This window comes from Nocardiopsis deserti (assembly GCF_008638355.1).
Lineage (GTDB): Bacteria > Actinomycetota > Actinomycetes > Streptosporangiales > Streptosporangiaceae > Nocardiopsis > Nocardiopsis alborubida.
The window spans coordinates 17,650-38,270 of sequence record NZ_VWVS01000014.1 but is presented as its reverse complement, the minus strand read 5'-3'; the positions used below and the strand labels follow the sequence as shown (position 1 = coordinate 38,270).

Below are 20,621 nucleotides of genomic sequence, written 5' to 3'. Positions count from 1 at the left end.
CCCGGGAGGGCCGGGTGTGGTGTTCGGGTCCGCGGCGCCGGGTGCGGACCGTCGTACGGGTCGGCGCCGCCGGGTCCGGGGCGACCGGGTCCGGAGCCCCTGGCCGGGGTCACCGGTTCCGGACGGCCTCAGGTCCGGCGCTCGGTGCCGCTCACCCGTACTGACCCGTCGGCGTCCGCGGACTCATCGGCCAGCGACGGTTCTCCTGCCACAGATTTCTCCGCGAGGTCCGCCGCCACCGGTTCAAGTCCCGTCAGCCGCCCGCCCGTCGGACCGGACGCCGGGCCGGGCGCCGGGGCGCTCTCGGACCCGGCCTCGGGCGTGTCCGCGGTTTCCTCCCCCGAAGCGTCCACCGGTTCCTCCGCCGGTTCCCGCTCCTGCGGCGTTCCCGACGGAGCCGAGCGCAGCAGGACCACGGCGGCCGCCCCGAACACGGCCATGGCCGCGCAGCCGATCACCCCGACCAGGTTGATGCCGGAGGTGAAGGCCTCGCGCGCCGGGCCGAGCAGGCTCTCGGCCAGGCCCGCGGGCAGCTCCGCGGCCGCGGCCACGGCCGCGGGCAGGGTCTGGCCCGCCTCCTCGGGCACGCCCTCGGGAACAGTCATCCCGGCGCGGTAGACCGCCGAGGCCAGGCTGCCCAGCAGGGCCACGCCCATGGCGACGCCGAACTCCCCGCTGGTCTCGGACATGGACGCGGCGGCCCCCGCCCTCTCCCTGGGCGCCGAGCCCACCACGATGTCGGTGACCAGCGCGGCGCCGGGGCCCAGCCCCACCGAGGCCAGCAGCAGCCCGGCGACCACGAGCGGTGTTCCGCCCTCGACGGGGACCAGGAACAGCAGGGCGAACCCCGACGCGGTCACGAGCATGCCGCCGCCGATGACGTTGGCCCGGCCCACGCGCGCGGCCAGCGGCCCTCCGGCCATGGTGGCGGCGATCATCGCCAGCGCCGGGGGCACCTGCCACATCCCCGCGACCAGCGAGGAGTGCCCGGCGACCATCTGGAGGTACTGGCTGATCAGGAGGAACGTGCCGCCCATGGTGACCGCGCCCGCCATCATCACACCCAGCGCGACACCGAAGGAGGGCTGGCGGAACAGTCCGAGGTCCAACAGCGGGTCGGACAGGCGCAGTTGGCGGCGGGCGAACACCGCGCCCACGGCCAGACCGAAGCCGAGGGAGGCGAGCGGCCCGAGGACCGGTCCGCCCTCGGCGACGGCCTTGAGGCCGTAGACGATCGGCAGGATGGCGGCCAGGGACAGGGCGACGCTGACCAGGTCCAACCGCCCGGGGTCGGGAGCGCGGTGCTCGGGGAGCAGCAGGGGCGCGCACACCAGGAGCAGCAGCATGACGGGGACGCCGAGCAGGAACACCGAACCCCACCAGAACCACTCCAGGAGGAGCCCGCCCACGACCGGGCCGACGGCGGTGCCGCCCATGAAGCAGCTCGTCCACACCGAGATGGCCACGGCGCGCTGTCGCGGGTTGACGAACATGTTGCTGATCAGGGCCAGGGTGGAGGGCATGAGGGTGGCTCCGGCCACGCCCATGAGGGCGCGGGTGGCGATGAGCGCGGCGGAGCTGGGCGCGAAGGCCGCGGCCACGGAGGCCACACCGAAGGCTGCGGCGCCGATCATCAGCAGGCGTCTGCGGCCGATGCGGTCGCCGAGGGTGCCCATGGTGATGAGGAACCCGGCGATCATGAATCCGTAGACGTCCATGATCCACAGCAGCTGGCTGCCGGAGGGCCGCAGGTCGGCGGCCAGGTGGGGCAGGGCCAGGTAGAGCACGCTCATGTCCAGGGAGAGCAGCAGGGTGGGCAGGGCCAGCACCCCGAGCCCGAGCCACTCGCGTCCTCCCGCGCGTGCGGGGGTCGGCTTCGCGCCGTTCATCGTGATCTTCCTCGTCCGTCGGATCCGCACGGTGCGGTTCGTTCACGTGTACGGACTCGGAAGGCGGCGGGAACTCATCGGCCCGGACCGGAGAACCGGAGATCTCCCCGGGAGTGGCGTACGGCGGGGCGGCGGAAGGGGCCGTCCCTCCCCCAGGCCCCCTGGTCACCGGAGCCGCTGGCGCGGTCGGCACGGGCCGCGTCGTCGGGCCCGCGCCCCGCACAGCGCGGGGAGCGGCCACCGCCGCTGCCTCAGCGGCTCAGCCTCCGGTAGCGCCGCAGCGCCAGCGGTACGAAGACCATCATCAGTACCAGCGGCCACACCACCGCCATGAGCAGCGCGTTCTGCGCGATCCAGGAGTCGTTGGCCGCCACCGGGTTGCCGAACAGGTCGCGGGCCGCGATCACCGTCGCCGACAGCGGGTTCCACTCGGCCACGGGCACCAGCCAGTCCGGCATGGTGTCGGTGGGCACGAAGGTGTCCGCGACCATGGCCAGTGGAAAGACCAGCGAGAAGAACTTCATCGCCGCCTCCGGGCTGCGCACCACCAGCCCCAGGTAGATGCCGATCCAGGTGAAGGCCAGGCGCAGCAGCAACAGCAGCCCCAGTGCCGCCAGCGCGGAGAGCGGGCCCTCGTGCCACCGCCAGCCGACCAGCAGCCCCATCCCGGCCAGCACCGCAAGGTCCACCACCGCGGAGAGCACGTCGGCCAGGCTCCGCCCGGCCAGCAGCGAGGCGGGGGCCATCGGCAGCGTGCGGAACCGGTCGACCACGCCGCGTCCGGCGTCGGTGACCACCGCGATCGTGGTGTTGCCGATCCCGAAGGCCATGGTCAGCGCGAACAGCCCCGGCATCAGGAACTCGCGGTACTCCTCGCCGGGCGCGTCCATGACCGCGCCCATGGCCTCGCCGAAGACGAAGCCGAACAGCAGCACGGCCAGGACGGGGACCATCAGCGTGCCGACGAGTTCGTCGGGCTTGTACACCAGGTGCAGCAGGTAGCGGCGCGCCACCACCCAGGTGTCGGCCACCGCCCAGCGCATCCGCGCCAGGGGGCCGGGCTCCTCCGGGGCCGGTCGCCCCGCCTCGGTCACGGACATCATGACGCCTCCTCCTCCGTGCCCTGGCGGCCCGTCAGGCCCAGGAACACGTCGTCCAGTGTCGGGCGGCGCAGGGCGATGTCCTCCACGTCCAGCCCCGCCTCGTCCAGGGCGCGCACCACCTTGGCCAGTCCCGCGCCCCGGCCGTCGAAGGGCACGGACACCCGCAGGGCGTCGGCGTCCACCTCGGGCAGCGCCCCGGCCACGCGGCCCAGGACCTCCGCGACCGGCGAGAGCGCGTCGGCGTGGGCGGCCACGGCCTCCACCCGGCCGCCCCCGACCCGGGTCTTGAGCTCCTCGGGGGCGCCCTCGGCGATGACCCTCCCGGAGTCGACCACCGAGATCCGGTCGGCCAGGCGGTCGGCCTCCTCCAGGTACTGGGTGGTCAGCAGGACGGTCGTACCGCCCTCGGCCAGGTCGCGCACGGATCGCCAGACCTCGGCGCGGCTGCGCGGGTCCAGGCCCGTGGTGGGCTCGTCCAGGAACAGCACGGCGGGGTCGGGGATCAGGCTCGCGGCCAGGTCCAGGCGGCGGCGCATGCCGCCCGAGTACTCGCGCACCGGCCGGTGGGCGGCGTCGGTGAGGCCGAACCGCTCCAGGAGTTCGGCGGCCCGCGCCCGCGCCGCCCGCGCCCCCAGGTGGTGCAGGCGGGCGAACATCTCCAGGTTGCGCCGTCCGTCGAGGATCTCGTCGAGCGCCGCGTACTGACCGGCGAAGCCGATGCGCGAGCGCACCCGCGCGCTCTGGCGCGCCACGTCGAACCCGGCGACGCGCACCTGTCCGGAGTCGAAGCGCAGCAGGGTGGCCATCACCCGCACGGCGGTGGTCTTGCCCGCGCCGTTGGGCCCCAGCAGCGCGTGCACCGCGCCGGGGGGCACCTCCAGGTCGAAACCGTCCAGGGCGGCGCGTCCGCGGGCTCCGGGGTAGGACTTGCGCACGTCCCGGGCCAGGATCACCGGGTCTGCGGCGCGGTGGCCCGGGGAGGGTTCGCGTGCGGTGCCCCGCTCGGGGGAAGGTCCGCGGACGGCGCGCCGGTCCTCGGCGGGGGCCTCGTCCTCGGGGCGCTCGGGTGCACGGCGGACGGCACCGGCATCAGCGGCACGGGGGGCGGTGTGGGGGAGCGCGGTGGCCCGGCGAGCGGCACCGGCGGCAGGGTCGTCAGCGACGCGGTGGCCGGTGACGCGATCGTCGACGGGCCGGTCACCGACGCCTCTGCCCTCGACAGCACGGTCATCGACAGCGCTGTCATCGACGGCGGGGTCGCGGGCGGGCCTCACGGCGCGGCCTCCGTGACCGGGGCCCCGGGTGCCGGGCGCGGGCCCGGGCGGGTCCGCTGGGCGGGCACGTCCGGCCGGGTGACCTCGGCGTGGCGGCCCAGGCCGATACGGGCGATGTTGCGCACCGACTCGCTGCCCTCGGTGTAGTAGGAGCAGTGCCCGGGGATGGGGCCGGTGGCGAAGGCCGTGGCGCCGAACCCGGGGCGCAGCGGCGAGGGCCCGTGGCCCAGGTCCCGCCAGCGCCCCCGGGGGAAGAAGCGGATCCAGTCCGCGGGGCCCAGCGCCGCCCACAGGTTGCCGTCGAAGCCCAGGTCGGCGACGGAGTTCCCGCCCATGCCGGGGCTGCCCAGGGCCACGCAGTCGTCCACGCGCCCGTGCCGCAGGGCCAGTCCGCACACGACGGTGCCGTAGCTGTGGCCCACCAGCGTGATGCGGGCGGTGCGGGGCAGGAAGGACGTCAGGCGGGCCAGGTCCTCGGCGCCGCGTTCGGCGGGACCCCGGAAGGCGGCCTCGGCGAAGCCGCGCGGGGTGTCGTAGCCGACCCAGACCACGACGGCGGAGCGCTCGCCGGGGGCGAGGGCCTGCATGGTGCGCAGGACCGTCCCCCCGTTGACCCTGGGCCGGGTGGGGCGGTTGGCGTCGAAGTAGTTGCCCAGGTAGTTGTCGTTACCCGGGACCAGGACCACGATGTGGTCGGCGGCCGCCACGTCCCCCAGCGCCTCGACGATGCGCCCGTCTCCGGTCTCGTCGTGGGCCAGGAGCCGCAGGCCGTGCCACTCGCGTTCCTCGTAGCGCAGGGGGGTGGGAGGCGAAGCGTGACGTGGGCCCGCCGCGATCATGACTCTCCAGGGGAAGTTCGAGTGCCGACAGGTGGGGGACGGTGCTCCTCACGCTAGGTCCGCGGCGGGGTCGGCCTCCATGGCGCTGTCCCCCCGAACCGGGTCTGGCGTCGACCACCCGGCTTCGTGGTGGTGGCACTACTCCCGGCCGTACAGTGCACGACAGAATCCGGACGTAACCGACAAATAAGACCGGACGCTTTCGGGTAGATGCGTGGGCAGACAGCCGTGAACTGGACGGACAGCGTCGAGCGGCCATGCGGACACCGGGAGTGCCGTCGTCGTGCGCGCCGGTGTCCGCTCTCCGCGAGAGCCTGGAGGTACTCCATGCGAGCCGTGGTCTTCGAGAACTACGAACGGTTCCCGTCACTCACCGACGTTCCCAAGCCCGAGCCGGGTCCGGGCGAGGTGCTCCTGCGGGTGGCCGGAGCGGGCGCCTGCCACTCCGACGTCAGCGTGTACCGCCATTTCAAGGAGGGGCAGACGGGGGCGCAGAAACCGCCGTTCGTCCTGGGGCACGAGAACTCCGGATGGGTGGAGGCACTCGGCCCCGGTGTGAGCGAGCGCGTCCGTGTCGGCGAGGCCTACATGGTCTACGGGCCGATCGGATGCGGGCACTGCCGCATGTGCGTCCAGGGCCACGAGAACTACTGCGAGAACGCCGCGACCATGCCCTACGCGGCGGTGGGGCTGGGGCGCGACGGCGGCATGGCCGAGTACGTGACCGTGCCCGCCCACCACCTGGTCCCCCTGGGCGACGCCGACCCCGTGGACGCCGCGCCGCTGTCGGACGCGGGCCTGACCCCGTACCACGCCGTCAAGCAGGCGCTGCCGCACCTGGAGGGCGGCGGTCGGCACGCCCTGGTGATCGGCCTGGGCGGTCTGGGGCAGATCGGCGTGCAGATCCTGCGGGCGCTGACCGGCGCGACGGTGATCGCCACCGACGTCAAGGCCGAGCCGCGCGCCTGGGCCGAGCGCAACGGCGCGGTCACCGTGGGGGCGGGCGAACGCCAGGTCGAGGAGATCCGCGAGATCACCGGAGGCCGGGGCGTGGACGCGGCCTTCGACTTCGTGGGCATCACGCCGACCATCGCGACCGCGGCGGCGTCGATGGCCCAGGGCGGGCGCCTGACCGTGGTGGGGATCGCGGGCGGCACGCACGAGTTCTCGTTCTTCACCACCCCCTACGAGTCCTACGTCACCAACACCTACTGGGGGACGGTGGGAGAGCTGTGGGAGGTGGTGGACATGTACCGGGCGGGGCAGATCCGGCCGGAGGTCGAGCGGTTCACCCTGGACAACGCCCTGGAGGCCTACCGGAGGCTGGAGGCCGGGGAGATCTTCGGCCGCGCCGTGGTGGTCCCGCACCAGAGCTGACCGCCCCGGGCGTCCCCGGGCGTCCGGCAGGTTTCCGGGATAAGGAAACAAGGGAAAGGGAGGGGCCGTCATCAGGTCTCTCCCCCACGCCATTCCTGCTTGGGGTTGTTGGCGGCGACGCAGGCACGACTGCTGCCGCGAAAACGCGCTGAGCCGGTACGACTCCCCCTCCGGAGCCCCGGCGCGCACCGCGTGGTGCACGGCGCCCGTGACGGTGTCGGCCCCCTCCTCCAACGGTGGCGAGTGGACCTCGATCCGGTACTCCACACCGGGCTCCCCCACGTACCGTCCCGCCGCCCCGCCACCGAGGTCGGGGTGGACGCCGTAGTGGCGCCGGTCGGCGGTGTCCAGGATCCGGAAGCCGCCGGTGGGGCCGCCGTCGCCGGTGAGGTGGAGGCGGCGACCTCCACGGCCTCCGTGCGGGCCGGGACGGCCGCCCAGACGAAACCCGAGTTCCTGGTCACCCTGGACATTGCGCCGCCCTCTCCCTCCGCCGCTCCCGCGCTCCGTTCGACACCGCGCCGTTCGACACCGCGCGGGCCGCGCCTCCGGCGGCTGCCTCCCACCGAAACCAACATCGTGTGTGATGACATCAACACAGTGGAGGCTCTTCTGCGGGCGCGCCCTTATGGACATCTGACGGCACTTTGCCCACTCTGGGGCGATGAGCCTTATGAGTCGACTCCAACGGGCTGACAAGAAGGTCTACGACCGCGTGACGGGGATGGGGCCCGCGTCCCTGGACGCCTACACCCCCAAGTTCGTACAGGCGACGGACAACATGGCGCCGTGGTTCCTGATGTCGGCCACCCTCGCCGCCACGGGCGGTCCCAGGCTGCGGCGCACCGCCCTGCGCGCGATCCTGGCCGCGGGCACCGCCAATCTGATCTCGGCGGGGGTCAAGCAGCTGTCGGGGCGCACCCGCCCGGACAACTCGGCCGTCCCGGCCGCGCGCAGCCCCTACCGCTCCTACCCGAGCACCTCCTTCCCCTCCGGGCATACCGCCGCGGCCGCGGCCTACGCGGCCGGGGTCATGACGGACGCGCCCAAGCCGCTGGCCGGACTGGTCGCGCTCCTGGCGGGCGGTGTGGCGTTCTCACGCGTGCACAGCGGCGTCCACTATCCCGGCGACGTGCTCGCCGGGGTGGCCATCGGGTGCGGCGCGGCCCTGATCGCCGGGACGGTGGTGCCGCCCCGCCCCGAACTGGTCTTCGGCGCGCGCACCGTCGCCGACGGGGAGACCGACGTGGACCGCGAGGGGGACGGGGTGACGGTGGTGGTCAACCCGCGCTCGGCCTCGGGCACGGTGCCCGGGCTGACCGCGGCCGACGTCACGAGCAGGGTGGCGCGGGCGCTGCCCAAGGCGCGGATCATCCCGCTGTCGGCGGACGACGACGTGGTCGGGGTCATGGACCAGGCGGCGCGCACCAGCGAGGTTCTGGCGGTGGCGGGCGGCGACGGCACCGTCAACGCCGGGGCGCGGGCGGCGCTCGACCACGACCGCCCGCTGCTGGTGCTGCCGGACGGCACCCTCAACAACTTCGCCCGCACGCTGGGGCTGTCCTCGGTGGACACCGCGCTGCGGGCGTTCGACGACGGGCGGCTGGCCCGGGTGGACGTGGGCGAGGTGGACGGCCGGATCTTCCTCAACACGTCCTCGTTCGGCTCCTACCCGCGCATGGTGGACCGGCGCGACAAGTGGGCCGACCGGATCGGCAAGTGGCCCGCGTTCGCGCTGGCCCTGTGGCAGGACCTGCGGGAGGTGAGTCCGATCTCCGCGGTCGTCGACGGCGAGCCCACCAAGGTGTGGTGGGCGTTCGTGGGCAACTGCCGCTACCGCACGCACGGACGGGTGCCCGCGCTGCGCGAGCAGCTGGACGACGGGCGGCTGGACGTGCGGGTGCTCACCGCCCGGGCGCCCTTCCCCCGGCTGCGCGCCGTCGCGGACGTACTGCTGGGCAAGTTCGCGCACGGCGAGGGCTACTCCGAGCGGCTGACCACGAGGCTGACGCTGACCATCCCGGGCGAGCCCAGGCTGCTGGCCGTGGACGGCGAGGTCGTGGAGGGCTCGCGCACGGTGGTCTTCACCAAGCGGCACGCGGCCCTGCGGGTCTTCGTGCCCACGATCGAGACCAACGGGTGAACACCGGCACGGCGTCGGCCCCGACCGTCAGCGGGGGCGCCGGCAGGAACTCCGGGAGGAGTTCTGGCCGGTGTCGCTGCCCAGCAGGAGGCTGAGCCCGGCCCCCAGCAGCCACGCGTCCTTGGACAGGGGCAGCCCCTGCTCGGTCGGGCGCAGGCTCTGGGGGCGCCGCATGCCCGGAGTGCGCAGGTACAGGCCGAGCAGGCCCGCGGCGAACGCGGTCAGGCCCGCGCCCGCGACGCGGCTCGGGACGACGGGGATCAGCAGGGCTGCGCCCAGGGCGATCTCACCGGCCGACAGCAGCCGGGCGAAGGTGGTGGGGTCGACGTCCTTGAGGAAGGGGTAGGTCCCCGCCGCCATCCCGTGGAGGCCCTGCGCGGTCTCCTCGTCGGCGCCGCGCTTCTCCAGTCCGGAGTTGAGGACGAACGCCCCCGTGATGACGCGCAGCGGCAGGTCGCGGTTGCTGAGGGGCAGGTTCATTGTCGCTCCAACACCTGGTCGGGTCCGTGGCGTGCCCGGTCGGCCGGATCCGGCCCGGCCGCCCTGGTGACAGCTCTTTTCGGTCACTGAGAGCCATGGGAATGCTACCGACCGCAGGACGGGCGGGCGGGCCGCGACCCGCCGTGGCCGCCGGATTCCGCCGGTGTCAGCGGGCGCCGGACCGCTCCCCCGCGCCGAGGCGTTCGACGGTGCGGACCAGGTCCCGCCAGGCCTGGGAGGTGTCGGGGCCGCCCTGGTGGGGCGCGGAGAACCAGTCGACGAACTCGACGACGTCGCGCAGGTCCCAGCGCAGCCGGTACAGGTCCAGCAGCGCGCGGTCGGGCTCGTGCCCGCTGGCCTCGGCGTAGCGGGCCAGTTCGGCGGGGTCGTCGGTGACCAGCCACAGGTCGCGTTCGGGGACGGCCAGGCCGACGGTGTCCCAGTCGACCAGGAGCGGGCGGTCCCCGCGCCACAGCAGGTTGCCGGGGTGGGGTTCGCCGTGGGTGAGGACCGCGGCCGCGCCCTCCAGGGCGGCGGCGCCGCGGTCGGACTCGGCCAGGCGCTCGCGCAGCACCGCGGTGTGCTCGGCGAGCAGGTCGGCGGTGGGCGCGGCGTGGGGTCCCGCGTCGCCGATCGCGGCGGGGCGGTCCAGGAGCGCGGCCAGCCGGTCCTGACCGGGGAGCCGGGCCCCGACGGCGGGCGCGTCGCCCGGGGCGCTCCGGTGCAGCTGGGCGAGGGTGTCCAGGAGCCGGGCCCGCCGGTCGTCGGCCAGTTCCTGACCGAAGTCACCGGACTCGCCCTCCACGTGGGGGAAGACGCTGAGCGCGTACCGGTCGCCGACCGGGACGACGGTGTCCCCGCCCGGGGTGCGCAGGGGCGCGACGACGAACCCGAGCCCCTCGTCGTCGTGCAGCCGGGCGGCGGTGTCCATGGCCCGGGCGAGGCGCCGCCGCACAGAGACCGGGTCCGGGCCCAGGAAGGACTTGTGGGCGAGGTCGGCCACGGTGGTGAACCAGTGGCGGTCCGAGGTGTCGGTGACGCTCCAGTGGTGGTCGCCGAAACCCAGGGGGACGTGGTCGAGCGCGGTCGCGTGGATGCCCCACACCGCCAGCGCGTCGTGCAGGCGTGGTTCCAGGTCCGTCAGCCGTTCGCGCATGCGGCGAAACTACCAGCCGGTCCGCGCCGCGGCCGGGAAGGTCCGGTGGGGTGCGGCGCGTCCGCGAGGCCTTCCGGGGAGGACCGGGCCGGGTCAGGGCACCAGGCCGTACACGGTGGTGGTCTCCTCCAGGTCGTAGGCGATGACGGCACCGGGGACGGGCAGGAGCCGAGGGTTCACGCCGGAGCCGATCCCGAGCACCGTCCCGCCGCCCTCTGACGCGCCCTGTTCCTTCCCGAGCGGAACCACGCGCACGGACGCCGAGGTCTCGCCGCCCCACACCTCCTGGTCCTCGTTCGGTACCAGGAGGGTGTCCCCCACGGCGACGGCGTCGCGGATCTCGTCCTGCCCCGAAGGCGGTTCGGGGACCACGGTGGTGCGGACCAGCGCGCCGGAGGGGTCGACGCGGTGGACGAGGTGCCCGTCGTTCCCGTGCCGCTCGATGTAGACCGCGCCTCCGGTGTCGGCGTGGACGCGTCCCCGGTATCCCGAACGGATCACCCGGTACTCCTGGCTGGCCTCGTCGTCATCCTCCATCAGGAACTCCGGGAACTCGCCCGCCACCGCGCCCGTGCGCGGGTCCAGCAAAGTGACGGGACCGGAATCGGAACCGACGCCCACCACGGGGTACTCCCCCTCCGACACGACGTGCTCCTCCCAGAAGATCCGCATGAAGCCGCTCGGGTACGGATCCCCGACCTCCGTGCGCCACCTCTGCTCCCCGGTACGAGCGTCCAGGCCGAGAACGACGAGAGGCCGGACATCCGACTCCCCCCAGCACAGGTACGCCGCCAGGATCAGGTCCTCGTGGAGAAGGACCCGCCGTTCCATGTCACATGCGGTCTCCGGGTCCTGGGGGGTGAAGGTCCACAGCTCACCCTCTCCGGCGTCTCCGTACGCGATCAGCGTTCCCGGCTCCTCGTCGGAACCCGTGTGGAGGCTGCCCGTGGGAAGGACACCGAGGAAGTGGTGATCCCCGGTGTCGAACCGTTCCTCAGGCGGTGCCGCCACCTCCCTGGTGATCTCGCCGGTGGCCGTGTCGACCACGGTCATCCGCCCGCTCCCGCTGTCGTCGGGGTCCTGCCGGTAGCTCACGTACGCCAGGTCGCCCCCCATGGACGCACCCGCGCTCGTGTACCAGCCGAAGGGGAGGCGGTAGGTCCACAGCTCCTCACCGCTCGCGCCGTCCAGGCCGACCATTCCGTCCCCGAGCAGCACGACCGGCCCGCGCGGTCCGGCCACGATCCGCTCGATCCCGGCGTCCTCGGGCCTCTCCCAGGTCCAGCCCACCCGGGTGACCGTGGTCGGCGTGCCCGGAGCGGTCCCGGGGGCGGCGACCACGTGCTCCACGGGCTGGTGGGTGGCCTCGGAGACGGCCGCCCACCCGGCCGTGGCCACGGCCAGGACACCGGCGGCGAACCCCGTCCAGGCGCGCCCGCCCGGCCGGGAACGCGGGCGGCGTACGGCGAGGAGCAGCGCCAGGAAGCCCAGTGCGAACGCGCACAGCGCCACCCACTGGAGGCTTCCCGTGACCGACGGCGTCCAGGTGTCCCCGTTCTCCGTGAGCCGGGCGAAGGCGTCGCGCGGGAAGGAGCGGTAGGCCAGGTACGACAGCAGCGCGGCACCCGCAGCCAGAGCCGTGAGGAGGAGCGGCCCCGCGGGGTCGCGGCCCGGCGGACCAGCCTCCCTCGGCACCGAGCGGCGCAGCACCAGGACCAGCAGTGCCAGTCCGGCCACGAACGCCACGGGCAGCGACGGGCCCCATCCCAGGTCCTCCTCGGGGTCCTGCTGGAACAGCAGGGGCACCGAGAGCAGGAGGGCGCTGGCGACGAGTCCCGTCCCGGCCCAGGCGAGGAGGGCGGAGAGGAGGGGCCGGGCCGCGCGGAGACGTCCCGGCCGGTCTCCGGTCCGGGGGGCCGCCTCGTCGTCGCGGCCATGCGGGCCCTCCCCACGCTCCGGGCTCTCCTCGGAACCGTTCGCGTCCCGGTGCCCGGTCCCGGCTCCGTGGGCGTTCCCCTCCCGGAAGGAACCCGGGGAGGTCCCCGCCTCGCTGTTCACGTGTTTGCCTGCTCCCTGACCCGTCCGAGGGCGTGCGCGTGCGCCCGAAGGCACCCGACCCGGATATGCGGTCGTCACGATAACAGCGCGTACGGGCGCCGTTTCCCTCACCGACCGGTTCCGGCCACGACGGACCCGGGAAGCGCTGTACCCTCTTCCTTCTTCTCTCCCCTGAAGGCCGCGAACGCGAGGAGGACTCCCATGGGCCAGGCCGGACACCCCGGGCCGGAGGCGGCGAGCCTGACCGAGGTCGTCGACGGCGTGTACGCCTGGGTGCAGCCGGACGGCACCTGGTGGGTCAACAACGCGGGCGCCGTCGCCGGGGACGACGGGCTCCTGGTGGTGGACACCTGCGCGACCGAGGCCCGCACCCGTGCGTTCCTCGGCGCCCTGGCGCGCGCCACCGGCGGCGCACCCGTCCGGTGGGCGGTCAACACCCACCAGCACGGCGACCACACCTACGGCAACAGTCTGTTGCCCGACTCCGCCGCGCTCATCGGGCAGGCCGCCATGCGCGAGGCGCTCGCGCACGACCCGATCCTCGACGCCTGCCCGCCGTTCTGGTCGCCCCCGCCGGACTGGGGCAACGTCACCCGGTGCCTGCCGTCGATCGTGCTCGACCGGGAGCTGACCGTCCACACCGGCGGGCGGCGCGTGGAGCTGCGCCACCCCGGCCACACCGCGCACACCCCCGGCGACGTGGTGGTCTGGCTGCCCGAGGAGCGCGTACTGTTCACCGGCGACCTGGTCTTCCACGGGCTGACCCCGCTGGTGTTCATGGGCTCGCTGGAGGGCGCGCTGCGCTCACTGGAGTGGCTGCACGCGTTCGGCCCCGAGCACGTGGTCCCCGGGCACGGACCGCTGCTGGGCGCCGCCGAGCTGGACGCGGTCCTGGGCGCCCACGAGCGGTACTACCGGTTCGTGCTGGACACCGCCCGGGACGGGGTCGCCCGGGGGCTCACCCCGCTGGAGAACGCCAGGGCCTGCGACCTGGGCGGGTTCCGCGACTGGGACGACGCCGAGCGCATCGTGCTCAACCTGCACCGCGCCCACGCCGACCTCACCGGGACCGACATGGACCTCACCACGGCGCTGTCCGACGCCGTCGAGTGGAACGGGGGCCCGATGCCCACGAGCCTCTGAGCGCCCCGTCCGGTCACCGCGCCCTCCCGCCGACCCCCCGAATTGGTGAAATCACCGTAAACGTGCGCCAAGTCGACGCCGTGCCACCAACGCACGCACCCCCGGATGTTTCGCTTGCCGTGACAGGGCATCACCGTGGGTGACGAGGGGGGACGCCATGGCGGAGGCGACCGGGGAGGACGCGCGCGCACGGCGGCGCGGCCCCCGCAGCAACTGGGTGCCACTGGGCGTGGCCGCGGCGGCGATCGCGCTGCTGGTGGTGGCCTGGCCGCTGGTCAACGCTCTCCTGCCCGGCTCGGAGTCCGTTCCCTCCGGCGAACCGGTGCCCGTGGGATCGGCGGGCGGCTACCGGGCCTCCCTCACCTTCCCCCAGGAGGGCTGGCACCTGAACACCGGTACCAGCCAGGCCGGACAGATCTACCGCTTCCACCGGGGCCCGGTGGAGCTGACGCTCAACTCGGTCACCCCCGTGACCTCACCGCCGCCCAGCCTGGAGGAGCTGTGGGCGGGCCTGCGGAGGATCGTGCGCGCCGGTGAGGCGACGGCGCGCCTGGGCGCCCCCGAGGCCATCTCCACCCGGGACGGCGTCGAGGGGCTCACCGGGGCCCTGGAGAGCCGTGAGGGGGACGGCGCCGCGGTGGTCTACCCCTCCCCCGACGGACAGCTGGCCGTGGAGATGACCCTGGCCGGACGCGAGGCGACCCCGGCCGACCTCAGCGCGGTCGCCGACGTCGCGCGCTCGGTCTCCTTCACCAGGGAGGGCTCGTGAACCCCGAACCCGACGAGCGCCCGGCCGCGACGGACCGGGGCTCCGTGCCCTCACCGCGCAGCGCACGCCAGGACGAGTCCGGCCCCCGGCACGCCTCGGAGCGGCCGCCGCAGGGCAGACACGCCCACGGGCAGCGGCTGCCCGCGCTGACGGCGCTCGCCCTGATCGGGGTGCTGTGCGCGGTGGGGCTGGGCTACCTGGCGCTGCGGTTCACCGGGCTGGTGCGCGTCTTCTTCTCCGAGGCGGCACTGGCGGTGTTCCTGGGGCTGGTGACGCTGGCCTTCGGGTTCTGGGTGCTGCGCCGCATCCGTCCGGTGCGCGACCCCGCCCTGGACGCCTCCGTGGCCGCGGTGGCCTGGGGTCTGACCGCCGCGACGGCGGGCGGGGTCGTCGCCAACGCGGGCTTGGGCTCGATCTGGTCCAAGAGCCTGGGGCTGCCCTTCTCCGAGGTCTGGGGGGCGGCCCTGACCGCCCCGCTCAACGAGGAGCTGCTCAAGCTCGCCGGGATCGTGCTGGTCGCGGTGGCCTTCCCCGCCGCGGTGCGCGGCCCGGTGGACGGGTTCGTGATCGGCTCCCTGGTGGGGCTGGGCTTCGAGGTGACGGAGAACTTCGTCTACTCGATGAACGCGATCGTCCAGGCGGGCGGCACCGGCGGACTGGCGCCGGTGGTGCAGACGACCGTGGTGCGGCTGGTCCTGACCGGGCTGGGCTCGCACTGGGCGATGTCGGCGGTCGCGGGCACCGCCGTGGGCCTGCTGGCGGCCGTGGCGTGGCGGCCCGGCAGGCGCCGGGCGGTGGCCGCCGCCCTCCTGGTGGTCCTGGCGATGGCGCTGCACTGGCTGCTGGACTCACCGCTGTTCTCCGGGATCGGCGGCGTCGTGTTCAAGGTCGCGGTGGTCTTCCTGACCGCGATGGCCGTGTACTTCACCGTCCGGCAGGCCCACCGGCACCGGGTGCGCGCGGCGCTGGCCTCCGAGGGCGGGGCGCTGGGCATGCGGCGGTCGGCGGCCGTGGCCCTGGCCAACCGGCGCGGCCGCGTCAGGGAGCTGCGCCACGTGGCGGCCCCGGAGCGGCCCGCCGTGGAACGGCGCCAGGAGCAGATGCTGGTGATCGCCGAGGACCGGGCGGTGCGCCGGACGCCGTGACCGGCGGACGGGTGCGGACCGAACGGCATGCGGACCGGGTGGCACAAGGAGCGGACGGCGCGGACGGCACCGGCCACGGCCCGCGAACGCCCACGTGGACGGGGCCGTGTATTTTCAGCAGCCGTTACCTGGGCATAACGTGCCCCATGGGCGAGCGAGTACGAAGGGGCACCAGAACGACACCGCCGAGAACCGGGCGGGGGCGCACGCGCGACCCCAGCCTCACGCCGCGGGCGATGGCGGCGGCGCTGGTCGAGTACGGCAGAGCGGGCTGGGCCGCGTTCACCCTGGACGGGGTGGCCCGCCGGGCGGGGGTGGGCAAGGCCGCCCTGTACCGGCGCTGGCCGACCAAGGAGCGCCTGCTCGCCGACGCCATCGAGGAGCACACCCGGCCGCCCGCCACGGCCGACACCGGAAGCCTGCGCGGCGACACCCGCGCGCTGGCCGCGGCCCTGCTCGGCCACTTCCTGGCCCCGTCGGGCTGGGTCACCCTGCGCGTGGCCGTGGACGCCACCACCGGGATGGAGACCTTCGTGGGCCTCCAGGAACGGCTGGTGCGCGTGCACCGCGACGGGATGGCGGACATGGTGCGCAGGGCCGTCGAACGCGGCGAGCTGGTCCCGGGCACCGACACCGAGCCCTTCACCGAGGCGCTGTACGGGACGGTCCTGGTGCACGCGCTGACCATGGGTCCCGGCCAGCGCGAGCGCGCCCGCGAGCACGTGGACGAGCACGCGTTCCCGCTGGCCGACTTCGTGCTGGCCCCGCTGGTGGGCGGGGGTGGCGGGGCCTCCGAGGGCGGAGCGGGGGCCGCCGACCGCAGAAGGCGGTGAGCGCGACCAGCCCCCACCGCGAAGGGCCCTCCCCGCAGTCGGCTGCGGGGAGCGGGCCCCGCTAGTGCGGTGACCGGAAAGGTTCACCGGGGCGTGCACATCGAGGATGATCTTGCTCCCAGAGGCACTGTCGACGGTCCACAGTGGCACCAGTAGCAAGATCACCGGGGAGGAGAGTCCCCGGCGCCACACCGGCAACATTTTCGGCCAGCCCACTAGGCGGCCAGCGGCGCTCCCGCCGGGCCCCTGGAAGGCGCTCCGCACGACGACACGGCGGCTCGGCGGCCCGGCGACCCGACAGCCCGGCGGTCCGGTGGTCAGTCCCGCGGGCGCAGCCAGCGCTGGAGCAGGGTGCCCCCGGACTCGATGAGCACACCGGGCACAAGCGGCGCGTCGGCCGCCGTGCCGACCGCGACGCGCTGCTGGACTCCCCCGGCCATCAGCGGGACGACCGTCAGGCACATCTCGTCGAGCAGACCGGCGGCGGCCACGTCGGCCAGCAGGCGGGGCCCTCCCTCGCACAGGATCCGGGGCAGGCCGCGCCGGACCAGGGCGTCGACCGCGGCGCGCAGGTCCACGCGCTCGCGCCCGCACACCAGCACCCGGTCCTCGCCCAGGGTGCCGCGCGCCCGGTCCAGGGCCTCGTCCCCGGCCGTCTCGCAGGTCACCAGCAGCACCCCGCCGCCGTCCCCGGTCGGCTCGGCCAGCAGCGGCGGAACCCGTCCGGCGCCGCTGACCACGGCGATCTCGGGCCGCTCGGCGCGGCCCTCGGCGACGGCGCGGGCCGCCCTGTCGCCGGTGCGCGGGCCCGCCCGCCGGTAGCCCGCCTCGCGCGCGGTTCCGGCGCCGACCAGGACCACGTCGGCCAGGTCGCGCAGGAGCGTGAACACCACCAGGTCGGCGGGGGTGTTGAGGGCTTCGGTGCGGCCGTCGTTCCCGGCCGCCGCCCCGTCCAGGCTGGCGACCATGTTGGCGCGCAGCCAGGGCCGGTCGGGGTAGGCGTAGAGCCGTTCCAGTGCGGAGGCGTCCAGGGCCTCGCCCGGGGAGGCCGCGCCGGGGGCGGCGTCGTTCATCAGCAGGCGCACGGCCACACCGCCACGAAGTACATGACCCCGAACGGGTCGTCGGCGTAGAGCACCCGCGGCCGCACCGGGCCGCCGCGGTCGTCATCGGCGTCGGCGGCGAGCGCGTGCGCCATGACCTGGAACGCGGCCCGGCCCTGCGCCATCAGCTCGGCGGCCAGGGCCGGGTCCAGCCGGAGGAGGCCCTCCCAGTCGCCCTCGGACAGGCAGCGACGGACCTCCTCGTCGAAGGCGAGGGCGCGCTCGTCCGGGAGCACGAGGGCCCTGTCGCCGCGCCGGGCGCTGCCGTCGCCCAGGACGAGCAGGCCGATCCGTCCGGTGCGACCGGCGATCCGCCGCCCCAGTTCCTCCGCCTCGGCGGCTGAGGCGTCCCAGGCCACGCTGAGCATCTCCACGCGCCCGCGGTAGCCGACGGTGTCGAGCAGCCTTCGGGCCACGCCCAGACTCGGCGGCAGCGTCAGCTCCCGGGGCACCCGCTCCCCCGTTGCGCCGAACTCGCGGACCGGCGCGAGCGCCTCGGCGTGCTCTCCGGAGACGTCGTGCCCGCCGACGACGACGAGGACGTCCGGTTCGGCCGCGGCCAGGGCCTCCAGCGCCGACGCGCACTCCCTGCGCAGTTCGGCGAGCGGGTCCAGGCCGCCGCCGAGTTCGCGCAGGAGCAGCGGCGGGTGCGGACAGACGGCGGTTGCGACGATCACGCTTTCCTCCCTCACACCAGTCCCCGGACGGCCCGCGCGGGGGGACGGACCCCGCGGATGCTGGCGACCATGTCCAGCGTCTGCCGCGTCTGGGCCACCTCGTGCACGCGGTAGACCTGCGCCCCGTGCCAGGCGCACACGGCGGTCGCGGCGAGCGTGCCGGTCAGGCGCTCGCCGACGGGCAGGTCCAGGGTCTCGCCGACGAAGTTCTTGTTCGACAGCGACACCAGGACCGGTCGGCCGGTGGCGGTCATCTCGTCCAGGCGCCGGGTCAGCTCCAGCGAGTGCCAGGTGTTCTTGCCGAAGTCGTGCGCGGGGTCGATGATCGCCGACGCCGGGTGCACGCCGAGGGAGACCGCGCGCTCGGCCAGGGCGACCGTGTCCTCGACGGCCGAGCGCACCACGTCCTCGTAGCGCGTGCGGTGCGGCGGGGTGCGCGGGGCCACGCCGCCGGTGTGGGTGCACACCAGGGCGGCGTCGAACTCGGCGGCGACCTCGGCCAGCTCCGGGTCGTACCCGCCCCAGGCGTCGTTGAGCAGGTCCGCGCCCGCCTCGCACACCGCCCGGCCCACGGACGCGCGCCAGGTGTCCACGCTGATCACCAGCTGGGGGAACTCGGCGCGGACGGCGGCCACGAAGTCGACCACGCGGCGCTTCTCCTCGTCGGCGCCGACCGGCTGGCCGTAGCCCGCCGTGACGCCGCCGATGTCCACGATGTCGGCGCCCTCGGCCACGACCCTGCGCACGCGTTCGAAGGCGGGACCGTCGTCCCAGGTGGCACCGTTGTCGTAGAAGGAGTCGGGGGTGCGGTTGACGATCGCCATGACCAGCGTCGTGTCCGCGTCGTACTCCCGACCGCGCAGTCTCAGCACCGGCCGCTCACTTCCCTCTGTCTCCCTGTCGGCGTCGGACCGGCCGCTCGACCGGCGGGGCGAGGGCGGCGGTCGCCGGTGTCCGCACCGGTGCTCGCGCACGGGGCCTCCCCCAGCGGCCAACACTAGGGCACGTCCGTCCGCGGGGGTCCGGCGACGCGTTCTTGTCCGCACGGCCGGACTCCAACGCACCCGCGGTTCTCCGAGGGCGTGTCCGGGCGGTGGCCGTTTACGGCCACGGGCGGGAAGACGGGCACCATCCGGGTTACCGTCACCCCAGGTGTGTTCCCCCGAGGAGATGGGCGCTCGCGATGGGCGAGAACGAGGAGAAGAAAACCGGCGAACCGCGGCCGGAACCCCTTCGGCCGCCCCCGTCCGCGCCTCCGCCCTCTCCCCCGCACCCGCCCCCGCGCTCACTCCCGTCTCCGCACGCCCCTCCTCACCACGCCCAGCCCGCGCGACGCCCGCTTCCGCCCCCGCGTCCGCTTCCGCCGAGGGGGAGTTCGCCGCCCCCGCCTCCCCGCAGGTCCCGACGCGGGTCGCAGGCCCCGCCTCCCCGGCCGCCGCGCGGACGGCGGCGGGAGCGACCCGGACCGGACAGGCCCTCGTTCTTCGGCATCCTGGAGCAGCGGTACTTCCCCGAGGGCCGGGGCGCGTCGCGGCGGACGCGTCTGGGCGTGTGGGCGGTCGCTCTCGTGCTGTTGGCCGCGGCCAGTCTGGGCGGCTACGCGGCGGCCTACGCCTACGACCTGTGGTCCACCGAGTCGCTGCTCCGCGAGCAGCGGGCGGCCGAGGCCGAGGTGGACCAGGAGAGGGCGCCGTTCACCAGTTCCATCACCTACGACACGTCCGTCCCCCACAACTTCAAGTTCGTCCTGGACCGGCCCCTGACGGCGCAGGAGGGCGAAACGCTCCGGGCCACCCCGGCCAGGGAGGCGGGGGACTTCCTCCAGTCCCTGGGCGGGCGGTTGGTCCGTTACGGCAGCAGCCTGTACCCGGAGTCGCCGGACGCATGGAAATGGGAGAGGCCGGGAGGCGACCTGCCCGACGCGACCGTGTTCACCATGAACCTGCTGTCCACGCGCACCTCGCAGCTCAGCATCGTGGACATGACCCCCGTCAACGTCTCCTGCTCGGAGCCGACAGCCGTCACCGTCGTGGAGTTCCCGCCCCAGGGCGAGTCAACCTATCCGGGGGTGATCGTGGACCTGGCCGAGGACGACCCGGAGCTGTACGTCTCGAACGAGGGGCCCGACCAGGGACTGCGCTACTTCAGCCACAGGCGGATCGACCTCGGCGGCGGAACGGACCCGGGCGGGCTGCGGGTGGAGGCGCTGGTGGACGACCAGTCCTGTGAGTGGGAGATCCGGGCGCGCTACACCGACGCCCGGGAGAACACCGACGAGGTCATCCTCCGCGACGGCGACCAGCCCTTCTTCGCCGAGGCACTGCCCGCGCAGCCCCAGCAGTACTGGTTGGCAAGTGCCCTGTTCCCCCACCCCGACGGAAGCTCCTTCATGCCGTGCCACGAGATGCGGAACGAGTCCGCCTGCACGAACCACCTGGGGAGCACCGGCTAACCCGCCCCTTCACCCCCGCAGGTCAGGGCCACCCGCGTCACACCGGCACCACTTCCGGCCAGCCCACCAGGTGCTCCACGGACCGGGCAGAGCCACACGGGCCGAACCGGCTCCGGCCGGTTCGGGCCGGCCCCGAGATCCCGCGCCATCGGGAGTACCGCTCTTCCCTGATACTCGATT

17 protein-coding genes are annotated in these 20,621 nt (G+C 74.4%); 7 read left to right on the top strand and 10 right to left on the bottom strand.

The features are described from left to right. Positions 1-128: 128 nt before the first annotated feature. The 4 genes from FYW99_RS18700 to FYW99_RS18685 all read right to left on the bottom strand — a co-directional run bounded on the left by FYW99_RS18700 (position 129) and on the right by FYW99_RS18685 (position 5,105). Positions 129-1,889 (bottom strand): MFS transporter, encoded by a 1,761-nt coding sequence (locus FYW99_RS18700; protein WP_150253329.1) that lies wholly within the window; start codon positions 1,887-1,889, stop codon positions 129-131. A 251-nt stretch (positions 1,890-2,140) separates the two neighbouring features. Next, entirely contained in the window at positions 2,141-2,992 is an 852-nt protein-coding gene (locus FYW99_RS18695; RefSeq protein WP_150253328.1) for an ABC transporter permease, read from the bottom strand. Next, on the bottom strand, positions 2,989-3,945 hold the full coding sequence (locus tag FYW99_RS18690; RefSeq protein WP_150253556.1) for an ATP-binding cassette domain-containing protein: 957 nt from the start codon (positions 3,943-3,945) through the stop codon (positions 2,989-2,991). The genes FYW99_RS18695 and FYW99_RS18690 overlap by 4 nt, the downstream gene beginning before the upstream one ends. 317 nt (positions 3,946-4,262) lie before the next feature. Beyond that, positions 4,263-5,105 (bottom strand): alpha/beta hydrolase, encoded by an 843-nt coding sequence (locus FYW99_RS18685; RefSeq protein ID WP_150253327.1) that lies wholly within the window; start codon positions 5,103-5,105, stop codon positions 4,263-4,265. A gap of 327 nt (positions 5,106-5,432) precedes the next feature. Here FYW99_RS18685 and FYW99_RS18680 point away from each other — a divergent pair, with 327 nt between their 5' ends. Both FYW99_RS18680 and FYW99_RS18675 read left to right on the top strand, forming a co-directional pair. Next, complete coding sequence (locus FYW99_RS18680) at positions 5,433-6,482, top strand: NAD(P)-dependent alcohol dehydrogenase (protein ID WP_150253326.1); 1,050 nt, start codon at positions 5,433-5,435, stop codon at positions 6,480-6,482. A 673-nt stretch (positions 6,483-7,155) separates the two neighbouring features. Beyond that, entirely contained in the window at positions 7,156-8,625 is a 1,470-nt protein-coding gene (locus FYW99_RS18675; RefSeq protein ID WP_150253555.1) for a bifunctional phosphatase PAP2/diacylglycerol kinase family protein, read from the top strand. 27 nt (positions 8,626-8,652) lie between these two features. Here FYW99_RS18675 and FYW99_RS18670 read toward each other — a convergent pair whose 3' ends face one another. From FYW99_RS18670 to FYW99_RS18660, 3 genes are all read right to left on the bottom strand, one after another. Then, positions 8,653-9,105 (bottom strand): hypothetical protein, encoded by a 453-nt coding sequence (locus FYW99_RS18670; protein WP_150253325.1) that lies wholly within the window; start codon positions 9,103-9,105, stop codon positions 8,653-8,655. A 166-nt stretch (positions 9,106-9,271) separates the two neighbouring features. Beyond that, on the bottom strand, positions 9,272-10,261 hold the full coding sequence (locus FYW99_RS18665; RefSeq protein ID WP_150253324.1) for a phosphotransferase: 990 nt from the start codon (positions 10,259-10,261) through the stop codon (positions 9,272-9,274). Between the two features lie 93 nt (positions 10,262-10,354). Continuing rightward, positions 10,355-12,319 carry an outer membrane protein assembly factor BamB family protein gene (locus FYW99_RS18660; RefSeq protein WP_150253323.1) on the bottom strand — a complete coding sequence of 655 codons (1,965 nt, stop codon included), beginning with the start codon at positions 12,317-12,319 and terminating at the stop codon, positions 10,355-10,357. Between the two features lie 201 nt (positions 12,320-12,520). Between FYW99_RS18660 and FYW99_RS18655 the strand changes: the two genes are divergently transcribed. The 4 genes from FYW99_RS18655 to FYW99_RS18640 all read left to right on the top strand — a co-directional run bounded on the left by FYW99_RS18655 (position 12,521) and on the right by FYW99_RS18640 (position 16,209). After that, the gene (locus tag FYW99_RS18655) at positions 12,521-13,462 is read left to right on the top strand and encodes an MBL fold metallo-hydrolase (RefSeq protein WP_150253322.1); all 942 of its coding nucleotides are present in this window, start codon (positions 12,521-12,523) and stop codon (positions 13,460-13,462) included. Positions 13,463-13,619: 157 nt separating this feature from the next. Continuing rightward, on the top strand, positions 13,620-14,231 hold the full coding sequence (locus FYW99_RS18650; RefSeq protein WP_150253321.1) for a hypothetical protein: 612 nt from the start codon (positions 13,620-13,622) through the stop codon (positions 14,229-14,231). After that, positions 14,228-15,376: a PrsW family intramembrane metalloprotease gene (locus FYW99_RS18645; RefSeq protein WP_150253320.1), complete on the top strand. Its 1,149-nt coding sequence runs from the start codon at positions 14,228-14,230 to the stop codon at positions 15,374-15,376. Before FYW99_RS18650 ends, FYW99_RS18645 begins: the two co-directional genes overlap by 4 nt. Positions 15,377-15,612: 236 nt before the next feature. Continuing rightward, the gene (locus FYW99_RS18640; protein WP_150253319.1) at positions 15,613-16,209 is read left to right on the top strand and encodes a TetR/AcrR family transcriptional regulator; all 597 of its coding nucleotides are present in this window, start codon (positions 15,613-15,615) and stop codon (positions 16,207-16,209) included. A gap of 317 nt (positions 16,210-16,526) precedes the next feature. On the opposite strand, the gene FYW99_RS18635 is transcribed toward FYW99_RS18640, so the two are convergent. The 3 genes from FYW99_RS18635 to folP are packed head-to-tail and all read right to left on the bottom strand — an operon-like array spanning position 16,527 to position 18,861. After that, positions 16,527-17,300, bottom strand: coding sequence for a pyrimidine reductase family protein (locus tag FYW99_RS18635; protein WP_150253318.1), 774 nt, complete (start codon positions 17,298-17,300; stop codon positions 16,527-16,529). Next, entirely contained in the window at positions 17,282-17,989 is a 708-nt protein-coding gene (locus FYW99_RS18630; protein WP_150253317.1) for a class III extradiol ring-cleavage dioxygenase family protein, read from the bottom strand. The genes FYW99_RS18635 and FYW99_RS18630 overlap by 19 nt, the downstream gene beginning before the upstream one ends. Positions 17,990-18,000: 11 nt before the next feature. Beyond that, entirely contained in the window at positions 18,001-18,861 is an 861-nt protein-coding gene (gene folP / locus FYW99_RS18625; RefSeq protein ID WP_150253316.1) for a dihydropteroate synthase, read from the bottom strand. Between the two features lie 677 nt (positions 18,862-19,538). Here folP and FYW99_RS32405 point away from each other — a divergent pair. Next, a complete protein-coding gene (locus FYW99_RS32405) occupies positions 19,539-20,441 on the top strand; it encodes a hypothetical protein (RefSeq protein WP_223839205.1) in 903 nt (300 codons plus the stop codon). Positions 20,442-20,621 lie beyond the last annotated feature (180 nt).

Bases quoted from the DNA above. Each gene is read 5' to 3' on its own strand.
- FYW99_RS18700 (WP_150253329.1), bottom strand. From the start codon at position 1,889: ATGAACGGCGCGAAGCCGACCCCCGCACGCGCGGGAGGACGCGAGTGG.
- FYW99_RS18695 (WP_150253328.1), bottom strand. From the start codon at position 2,992: ATGATGTCCGTGACCGAGGCGGGGCGACCGGCCCCGGAGGAGCCCGGC.
- FYW99_RS18685 (WP_150253327.1), bottom strand. From the start codon at position 5,105: ATGATCGCGGCGGGCCCACGTCACGCTTCGCCTCCCACCCCCCTGCGC.
- FYW99_RS18680 (WP_150253326.1), top strand. From the start codon at position 5,433: ATGCGAGCCGTGGTCTTCGAGAACTACGAACGGTTCCCGTCACTCACC.
- FYW99_RS18675 (WP_150253555.1), top strand. From the start codon at position 7,156: ATGAGTCGACTCCAACGGGCTGACAAGAAGGTCTACGACCGCGTGACG.
- FYW99_RS18670 (WP_150253325.1), bottom strand. From the start codon at position 9,105: ATGAACCTGCCCCTCAGCAACCGCGACCTGCCGCTGCGCGTCATCACG.
- FYW99_RS18665 (WP_150253324.1), bottom strand. From the start codon at position 10,261: ATGCGCGAACGGCTGACGGACCTGGAACCACGCCTGCACGACGCGCTG.
- FYW99_RS18655 (WP_150253322.1), top strand. From the start codon at position 12,521: ATGGGCCAGGCCGGACACCCCGGGCCGGAGGCGGCGAGCCTGACCGAG.
- FYW99_RS18650 (WP_150253321.1), top strand. From the start codon at position 13,620: ATGGCGGAGGCGACCGGGGAGGACGCGCGCGCACGGCGGCGCGGCCCC.
- FYW99_RS18640 (WP_150253319.1), top strand. From the start codon at position 15,613: ATGGCGGCGGCGCTGGTCGAGTACGGCAGAGCGGGCTGGGCCGCGTTC.